This window comes from Psychrobacter sp. UBA6291, from assembly GCF_002439405.1.
Classification (GTDB): domain Bacteria; phylum Pseudomonadota; class Gammaproteobacteria; order Pseudomonadales; family Moraxellaceae; genus Psychrobacter; species Psychrobacter faecalis.
In genome coordinates this window covers 34,964-43,553 of the sequence record NZ_DJUD01000075.1, presented here as the reverse complement: position 1 = coordinate 43,553, position 8,590 = coordinate 34,964, and the positions used below count along the sequence as shown (strand labels likewise).

The window sequence follows — 8,590 nt, the reverse complement described above, 5'->3', positions numbered from 1 at the left end:
CGAAGTTGAGAGTGGGGTATATCTATATAATCTGAAAGTTATAAAAATAATAACCAAATCCTTTTTTTGAGTAATTTATTATGCGTCCAATTCGCCATTTATTCTTATTGCGGTCTAAAAGCTTGAGAAATATCATCATGCCATTGCCTGTTGATTCTAAATCTACTACTTCTAAATCTATTGCTTCTAAATCTTTTAAAATGAAGTCTTTTAATGTCAAATTAATCGGCTCTCAGCTATTAAAACCCGCTCTTATAAGCAGTGTAGTAGGGCTAGGTGTGGTCAATATGCCAGCACAAGCTGCTACCAACAATAACGGTAAAATCAATAATACTGGCGAAAATCCCACGGCAAGCTTGCAATTGATTGGACTTAACGACGACGATGTATCCTTAAATAATAACGAGGAAGCTAATAGCGCCGACGATTTATCAGATATCGCTGATATGCTCGAATCTGCCGATCAAGTCGATGACTCGATAGATGCTGTCGCTGATGAAAGCGCGCTAAATGACGAGTCAGACGTGATAAATACCGATATTCCCGCTGAAGTTGCGCAAGTATCGTTAAAGGCCATTTCGCCTGAAACGCTCAAAACTTTTGTGGCCGTCGTTGATTTGGTACGACGCGAATATGTGGATACAGTCAATGACGAAGAGTTATTTAGCAACGCCATGAGCGGGATGTTGACCAAGCTTGATAGCCATGCTGAGTTTTTGGATGCAGAAGCTTATGAGAATCTGCGCGCTTTTACTGAAGGCGACGTCGGCGATATCGGTATCAAGGTGCAGTATCAGCCTAAAGTAGGCTATTGGGTGATTACTGAGGTGGTTGATGGCTCGCCTGCTGATAAAAAAGGCATTGCCGTTGGTGATTATTTGCACCAAGTAGACGAGTTTAAACTTGGTGAAGACGAAGAAAGTAATGACATTGAGCAATTGTTAACAGGCATTGCAGGTACCCAAGTGGATGTCGTGACATCAAAAGCAGGCCGGCGTAAACATACCACGACTTTACAGCGTAATCACAACCATCCACAAATTATTGAAACGCGGCTGGTAGATGGAATGGCTATTGTTAGATTACCCGCCTTTCAAAACAATAGCCGTGAAAAGCTGTTACAAGGGTTAATTGATTTGGATGCGCCTGTTAAGGGAATTTTATTAGACATGCGTGACAACCCAGGCGGTGTATTGGCGTCAGCGGTAAGCGTTGCCAGTTTATTTATGACCAATACCGATGTGGTACAAGTCAAAGGTCGTCAAAGCGAATCCCGCACACTATCGACGCAAGGTGCAGCGTTATTAGATACCATGCCAGTTGTGGTGTTGCAAAATCGTTATTCTGCTTCAGCGGCTGAGGTCTTAGCCAGTAGTTTGCAAGCGCAAAAACGCGCGACTATTTTAGGCGAAGTCAGTTATGGTAAAGGTTCAGTGCAGTCCGTGATACCGCTGAATGACGAGCAGGCGGTGAAGCTGACGGTTGCCCATTACATGACCGCTTCAGGTAAAAAAATAGATGGGGTTGGGGTAGCGCCTGATGTGACTTTAACAGGAAGTGAAAGCATATGGGAGCAACAGGCGCTTGATTTACTCAGACAAAAAGCCCTGCCGTCGGGTGTTCGCTTTGTACGCAAGCCTCAAGCAGCGAATAATCCTAGTCAAGATGATACTAATAATAAAGTTGTTAAAAACAAAGTGACTCAAAACAACAGGCTTATCGACCATGTGACTGAAAAGCCGACTGAAAAGCCGACTGTTAAAGCCAAGCCCTAATTTCGTTAGCATTTAAACTGAGACTTTTCGAACTGATTTAATTATCGTCTTATGGTTAGCGCTTATATATTATTCAGACTGGTTTTCAGCAATTCCAAGCTTTGACATACGATAGCGTAACGAGCGGAAAGTGGTGCCCAACAATTCAGCAGCTTGGGTCTTATTCCAGTTTGTCTGTTTAAGGGCGGTAATAATCAGCTGCCTTTCCTGCTCTTGCAAATAATGCTCTAAGCCTTGGGCAGGTAATTGACCGGTGCTAATATTTTCTTGATTTACGGGTGGTCTTAAATTTTCTGAATTTTCTGCTTCATTGCTTAATGGTTCTGACATAGCGCTGGCTGCTGTTTTATCAGGTTGTGCTGTAGGACTGGCTGCAGCGTGCGCATTCATTGAAGGATAGTGCTGCGTAATGGTGCGATAAGGAGATATAGTAGCTTTTGCTTGTTGTGCGCTGTCTTTTTCTGCACCTTCTACGTTATTTTTTTCCGCATTATCTTTTATAGATTGCGCTTCTAAGCTTTCACTTTTATCTAAAATAGCATTGCTCGAAAGGGTCGCTTTGTCAGCGTTGTTATTTTGCTCTACTTCTGCAATAGCTTCTTGCGCGTTCTCTAGTTGTTGGTTGTCGAAATCAGCCAAGCCCAAATGACTGGCATCAATAGTGGATGTCTCCGCTAAGGTTATCGCGCGTTCAAGGATATTACGTAATTCGCGTACGTTCCCAGCAAAGTCGTGATGTTGTAGACGCGCGCACGCAGCATGGGTCAGTGTTGGCGGCGACTCCAATTGCCATTCATCGGCAATCAGGGTCAAAAAGTGCTTGGCCAATACCGGTATATCATCACGTCTTGCGTTAAGCGTCGGCAGTTTAAGCTCAATGACATTGATGCGGTAGTATAAATCTTGGCGAAAGCTACCTGCTTGTACCAGCTGATTTAAATCCTTATGCGTCGCTGATAGGATACGAATATCAACTGGCACTTCTTTGGTATCGCCGATTGCGCGCACGGTTTTTTCTTGAATGGCGCGCAGTAATTTGACCTGCATCGCTAGTGGTAAGTCGGCGACCTCATCTAAAAATAGCGTACCGCCATTAGCCTGTTGAAACAGTCCTTGTTTATCAGCCACAGCGCCAGTAAAGCTGCCTTTTTTATGACCAAAAAATTCTGACTCCATCAGCTCTGACGGAATCGCGCCGCAGTTGACTGGCACGAAGCTGCCATCGCGGCGCGGGCTTAAATCATGGATCAAGCGCGCAACCACTTCTTTACCAGTGCCCGATGCCCCCGATAAAAAAACTGGCGCTTGTGAGCGCGCTAACTTTAAAATGGTACTTTTTAGCGGGTGCATGACAGCTGAGTCGCCAATGAGACGGCTATCGAGCATTTGCTGCTCAGGTGAGCGCTCAGGCGTTGACTTTGCGGCGTTATCTTGATGAATAACCTTGAGTGCATTTTCGACCAATTGTCGCAGGCGCGGCAGCTCAAGCGGCTTATTAACAAAATCAAAAGCGCCCAGCTTTAACGCTTCAATCGCCAAATCCATGCTGCCATGCGCGGTAATCACGGCAATGGGCGTACTTGAACTGCTGCTAATATGCTTAACCAACTCTAAGCCTGACCCATCAGGGAGTTTTAAATCGGTTAGACAAAAGTCATAGTCGTTTGCTTGCCAATAGGTTTTGGCTTGCGATAAGGTATAAGCCACATCGCTTTTGATGCCCATCTTGGTTAAGGTAATTTGCATCAAGCGGCATAAATCTACTTCATCATCAACGACTAGCGCGGTTGTGGTCATACATCATCTCATTGTCTTAAAATATTGCAAGGCATTAAAAATAGGTTTTATCTAAGTTTTCAACGGCTTCATTATCAATGGCCGCGTTGTCAATAGCAGGCGCAATCAAACGAAAACAAGTCTTTTTGTGTTCTGGAATATAAAGTAGGCGCGCATGGTTGGCTTCACAAAATGCTTGCGATAAATACAAGCCTAAACCCGTACCCGCCTTATCAGTGGTAAAAAATGGATTGAACAGGTGGGTTAAGTCTGCCGTGCTTACACCTGTGCCATCGTCCAATACATCAATTATAACATCGTTATCGGCACAATAAATCTCGATTTCCACAACGGCATGAGGGTGAGCATAACTGCTATGACGTAAGCCATTGTTAATCAAATTGATAAAAATTTGTTCTAACTGATGCGGGTCAAATGAGATGGTCGGCTGCGCATGGCTGTGTAAAAAAACATCGTGACCTTGAAAGTAGTTTGCCAAAAATTCTGGCATCCAATCGGCAAGGGCAATCAATTGCTGATTGGCGATTTGCTGGCGTGACAGTTTTAAAACATCTTCAATAATACGATTAACGCGCTTTGTTTGCGTGAATATCATTTTATAAAGCTCATGATTACCAGCCAAGGCATCGTTTGCGCTTACATCCTCTACTGTCTGATTTTCTTCAACATCTTCTATTAGTAGTTGACTGGCTTGCGAGATAGCGGCTAAAGGGTTTCTTATTTCATGAGCAATACTGGCGGTCAGCTGCCCCAAAGAGGCCAGTTTTAATTGTTGGGCGCTGGCTTGTTCGCGGCGTAAGTCTTCCAATATGACAAGCTTACTGTCATTTTTTAGTGGGATGATTTCGACGCGCAGCTTACCAAAGACAGACGCATTGGCAGTAGCTGGCAACTCATAAATAAAACTGCGAGATTGTCCCGTCTCTATCGATAAGCAAGCTTCAAATAACTGTAGATGTTGCGCGCGAAGCTGCTGCTGAAAGTCAGAGAGGGTGTTATCTGCAAGATGATTTGAAGTGTTTTTTGTATGATTTTTTGGAGAAGTGCTGTTTAAAAAATTGTTTAACGAATCATTTTGTGAGCTACTTAGCGCAGCATTTGTCTCAACATACTCTGCATCCATTGCCGTAGCATTTGGAATACTCAGTAATTGATAAGCCGAAAGGTTGGCTAAAACCACTTGTTCACAATCGATGACGATGACACCGTTGGCCATTTGGGTGATGACTTCTTGATTGATAACGTTTAAGCGTTCGACTTCTTTGGCGTGGCGGGCCGCTACTTTCTCAACTTGTACCAAGCGCTGCGAGATTGACCAACTCAAACCGCCGACTGCCAAAAAGCTGGCTGACATCAGGAGCGCATCGCCTAAATTTGCCAAATTCATGCTATTGGCAATCGCATAAAAAAACTGCTGATAGATAACGAAAATAATCGCCAGTAAAGTAATAATCAGCGCTTGCGAGCTATGAAGCAGCATAAAGCTGGCGGCAACTACCACCATATACAGCATGGTCAACTGCAAATCAGGCGCGCCAGCGGTATAGAGCAGTAAGCTTAAAATAATGACGTCTACCGCTAAACCAAACGCCAGCTGTTGCCGTGGATGCTTGGTCACCACATAAAATAAACCCAATAAAATTAAGCTTAAAAGGACATAAAAACTGAGCGCGGTTTGCTGCAAAAAACTTGGTAATGATGAACCATCGCTAGCGCGCGCTGTGATATACACCATCAGCATAGAAAATAGGCTGACGACAAAGCGATAGCTGCTATAAATCAAACCCAACCTGCGCAGCTGCGGCAAAGGTAAGGTGTCATCGCGCTGAAAATAATCCGTAATAGCGGCTATAACTCTACTAATAGAATTCATAGGTTTCGACGGCGCAGACTTTAAAGATTTCATAGGCGTTAAGGGTTTCGGTATTTCTATAGGCTTTAAAAATTAATCGTCATAAAAGAAAAGACGCCTAAAATGCATGCGCATAGCGACTTACGGTTGGATAAGCCCATGGCGAATGGCCAAATGGGTCAGCTTTACATCGCTATCGACACCGACTTTTTCATAAATGCGGTAACGATAAGTATTGATGGTTTTGACACTGACAAATAACTGGTCGGCGATTTGCTGCGGGCTTTGGCAATTCACCACCATCATGGCGACCTGTTTTTCTCGGTCACTTAATAAGTCAAAAGGTGAGCTGGCATTATCAGATAACAAAACATCCGCCAATTGCTCAGCGACGTCTTGGCTAAAGTAACGCCCGCCCTGATAGACTTTTTTCACCGCGCGTATCATCTCGTCAAGCGGCGTCCCTTTGGTAATATAACCATTGACACCCGCTTTAATAAGCATTGACGGATAAGGCTGCGCTGACATGCTACTCACGGCCAAAATCTTAAAGCCCATATCAAGCTGGATGAGGCGTTTGGTGGCTTCGAGGCCGCCAATATTGGGCATATTGACATCGAGCAATATCACATCCGGACGCAGCTGTTTTGCCAATTTAATCGCCATATCGCCACTATCCGCTTCACCGACGACTTCTATATCGGCACTATCTGCCAACATGCGGCTAATGCCCATTCGCACCAAATCATGATCATCTACTACTAGTACTCGAATCATAGTTATACTCTTTTCTATTGGTCAGAATAAAGGGTGCACTGTTAGACTTAAACTATCTAAATGATTTTACTGTCTTATTATAAATATCAGCTGCTATAAGTTTTTTAATTAAAATATGTAAACTCACAAACTCCCTTATATTAAGCAGCATACTTTTATAGGAACTTTGCAACTGTGCCTTTATAAGCTTAAATGTAATGCTATATTGCGCCATTGTTAATTAATATTGCTACAATATAAACTAAATGTAGTAAAATTTGAATGTGGTCAAAAAACGACATCTAATTGATTTAGTAGATTAAACTTAAATGCAAACCATGATACACTAAAAATACAAAAACTCTATGCGAGTATCTACAAACACAACCACAAACGCTACGTACGTTGTTGATATTAGTTAGTATGTAACCGATTTTCTAACTAATGGCAGCGCGGCTGCAGGAGGCATAATGAAGCAACTACCATTAACCAAACAGCAATTAATCGCTGCTCTAATTTCATTGAGTTTGGGCAGTGTTGCACAAGCGGCGCTTACCATTAATGGTAGTTCTGGCTCTGAGTCTAGTGCTCGTGTGAGCTGGGGCGGTGCCGATAGCTTATCTGAAGCGCGTAAAATCATGTACAACAGCAGTAATAGCTCGGCGATTAAAAAAGTAGACAATGGCTACGGCGCCACCAATATTACTAATGCACACAGTTTTGGTAGCAGCAATAATAGCTTCAATAATACCAACAGCTATAACACCGCTTATCGTGGCGGTTTTAACAGCGGTAGTATGATTCCAATCAGTACCGATTCGCGCAGTGTTGCGGTCATCGATGCTGAAACCGGCGAATCTATCTACGAAAAAGCTGCTGATATTGCCCGTCCGATGGCAAGTATTACTAAGATTATGACAGCGATGGTGGTGCTAGACGCCGGTCTTGACATGCGTGAAGAGATTACCCTTGATCCAGAAGATTTCGTCGGTCCAAAACGCGCCAGCTCAAACCTTAAGTCAGGTGACCGTTTGAACCGTGCTGAGATGCTACTCATGACATTGATGAAGTCAGAAAACCCAGCCGCAAAAAGCCTAGCGCGTAACTATCCAGGTGGTTATAGTGCCTTTATGCGCGCTATGAACCGTAAAGCTCAAGACTTGGGCATGACCACCGCTTTCTTCGGTGACCCAACGGGTCTTGATAAGCGTAACGTCGCTTCATCAAATGATCTCGTTAAAATGGTACGTGCAGCTGGCAACTACGATGTCATTCGTCGTTTTTCGACCACCAAAAGCTATGACTTTTATGTCTCTAACTACTCAAGCGGCAACCGTACCTATAAAGCCAACAACACCAGCAGCTTAGTGCGTGATGGCAGCTATCCAATCGGTATCTCAAAAACTGGCTTTATCAATGAAGCAGGGCGCTGCGTGGTGATGGAAACCCGCGTTAATAACCGTCCAGCGATTATCGTGATTTTGGGCGCAAACAGTTCAGCGACGCGTTGGGGTGATGCGAAAAATATCTTAAACAGTTTGGCGACTCGCCGTACCGTATAAGCGTGCTATTTTAATATTGATGTACAAGGCTGTTATGTAATATAACAGCCTTTTTATTGGGTCAAATTTAAGCCCATTTAAGGAAAAACCATATGTTCCAAGTATCGGCTATGACGCCCGCGCCCAAACTATATTTACTTACCAATGATGATGAATTTGTGGTTTTATATGCAAAACTAGAAGCAGCATTAGCAACAGGGCTGGTAGCATTATTGCAAATTCGCCGTAAAAAAACCTTACAATCAGCAAATGGCAAAGAAAAACTCTATGAGGAAGCGCAGCAGATAGTCAGCTTAGCTAGAGCCTATAATGTCGATGTTGTGATGAACGATGACATTGCCCTTGCCAAAAAACTTGGCATCGGGGTGCATTTAGGTCAACAAGATGGCGCTATCGATGATGCCAAACGTTATCTTGCAGCCGAACAAATTATTGGGCGAACTTGTCACGGCGATGTAGCGCTGGTCAAACAGGCAAAAGAAAACGGCGCAAGCTATGCGGCGATGGGCGCAGTTTTTGCTTCAAATACCAAACCTAATGCCCATGTGATATCTCGCCAGCAGCTCATCGAAGGTTGTCAACAGGGGATTGATATCTGTGTGATAGGGGGGGTGACGGCGGAAAATATAATCGAGCTGGCGGGTTTGCCAATTACCTATGTGGCGGTCGTTGGCAATATTATGGATTTGCCTGTAGAGAAAATTGCCGCGCGTTGTCAGCAATGGCAGCAGGCGCTTAGCAGATGGCAAACGCCTGCTTGATTAGAAAGTTATATCAATTTTTTAATCTTTAAAGCTAACATTTATTTCAAATGAAATTATTTTAAGTGACATTTATTTAAAATAGCC

Annotated in this window: 6 protein-coding genes; 3 read left to right on the top strand and 3 right to left on the bottom strand. The window is 43.6% G+C overall.

What is annotated here, in order from left to right; genetic code table 11:
- Positions 1-137 precede the first annotated feature (137 nt).
- Complete coding sequence (locus tag B3R91_RS12965; protein WP_286798027.1) at positions 138-1,775, top strand: S41 family peptidase; 1,638 nt, start codon at positions 138-140, stop codon at positions 1,773-1,775.
- 69 nt (positions 1,776-1,844) lie between these two features.
- On the opposite strand, the gene B3R91_RS12960 is transcribed toward B3R91_RS12965, so the two are convergent.
- The 3 genes from B3R91_RS12960 to B3R91_RS12950 form a co-directional block, all read right to left on the bottom strand.
- Complete coding sequence (locus B3R91_RS12960; protein WP_286798025.1) at positions 1,845-3,572, bottom strand: sigma-54-dependent transcriptional regulator; 1,728 nt, start codon at positions 3,570-3,572, stop codon at positions 1,845-1,847.
- Between the two features lie 34 nt (positions 3,573-3,606).
- The gene (locus B3R91_RS12955) at positions 3,607-5,445 is read right to left on the bottom strand and encodes a sensor histidine kinase (protein ID WP_286798023.1); all 1,839 of its coding nucleotides are present in this window, start codon (positions 5,443-5,445) and stop codon (positions 3,607-3,609) included.
- A gap of 120 nt (positions 5,446-5,565) precedes the next feature.
- A complete protein-coding gene (locus B3R91_RS12950; RefSeq protein ID WP_102076814.1) occupies positions 5,566-6,201 on the bottom strand; it encodes a response regulator in 636 nt (211 codons plus the stop codon).
- 449 nt (positions 6,202-6,650) lie between these two features.
- Here B3R91_RS12950 and B3R91_RS12945 point away from each other — a divergent pair, with 449 nt between their 5' ends.
- Both B3R91_RS12945 and B3R91_RS12940 read left to right on the top strand, forming a co-directional pair.
- Positions 6,651-7,742: a serine hydrolase gene (locus B3R91_RS12945; protein ID WP_286798022.1), complete on the top strand. Its 1,092-nt coding sequence runs from the start codon at positions 6,651-6,653 to the stop codon at positions 7,740-7,742.
- Between the two features lie 92 nt (positions 7,743-7,834).
- Entirely contained in the window at positions 7,835-8,503 is a 669-nt protein-coding gene (locus B3R91_RS12940; protein ID WP_286798021.1) for a thiamine phosphate synthase, read from the top strand.
- Positions 8,504-8,590 lie beyond the last annotated feature (87 nt).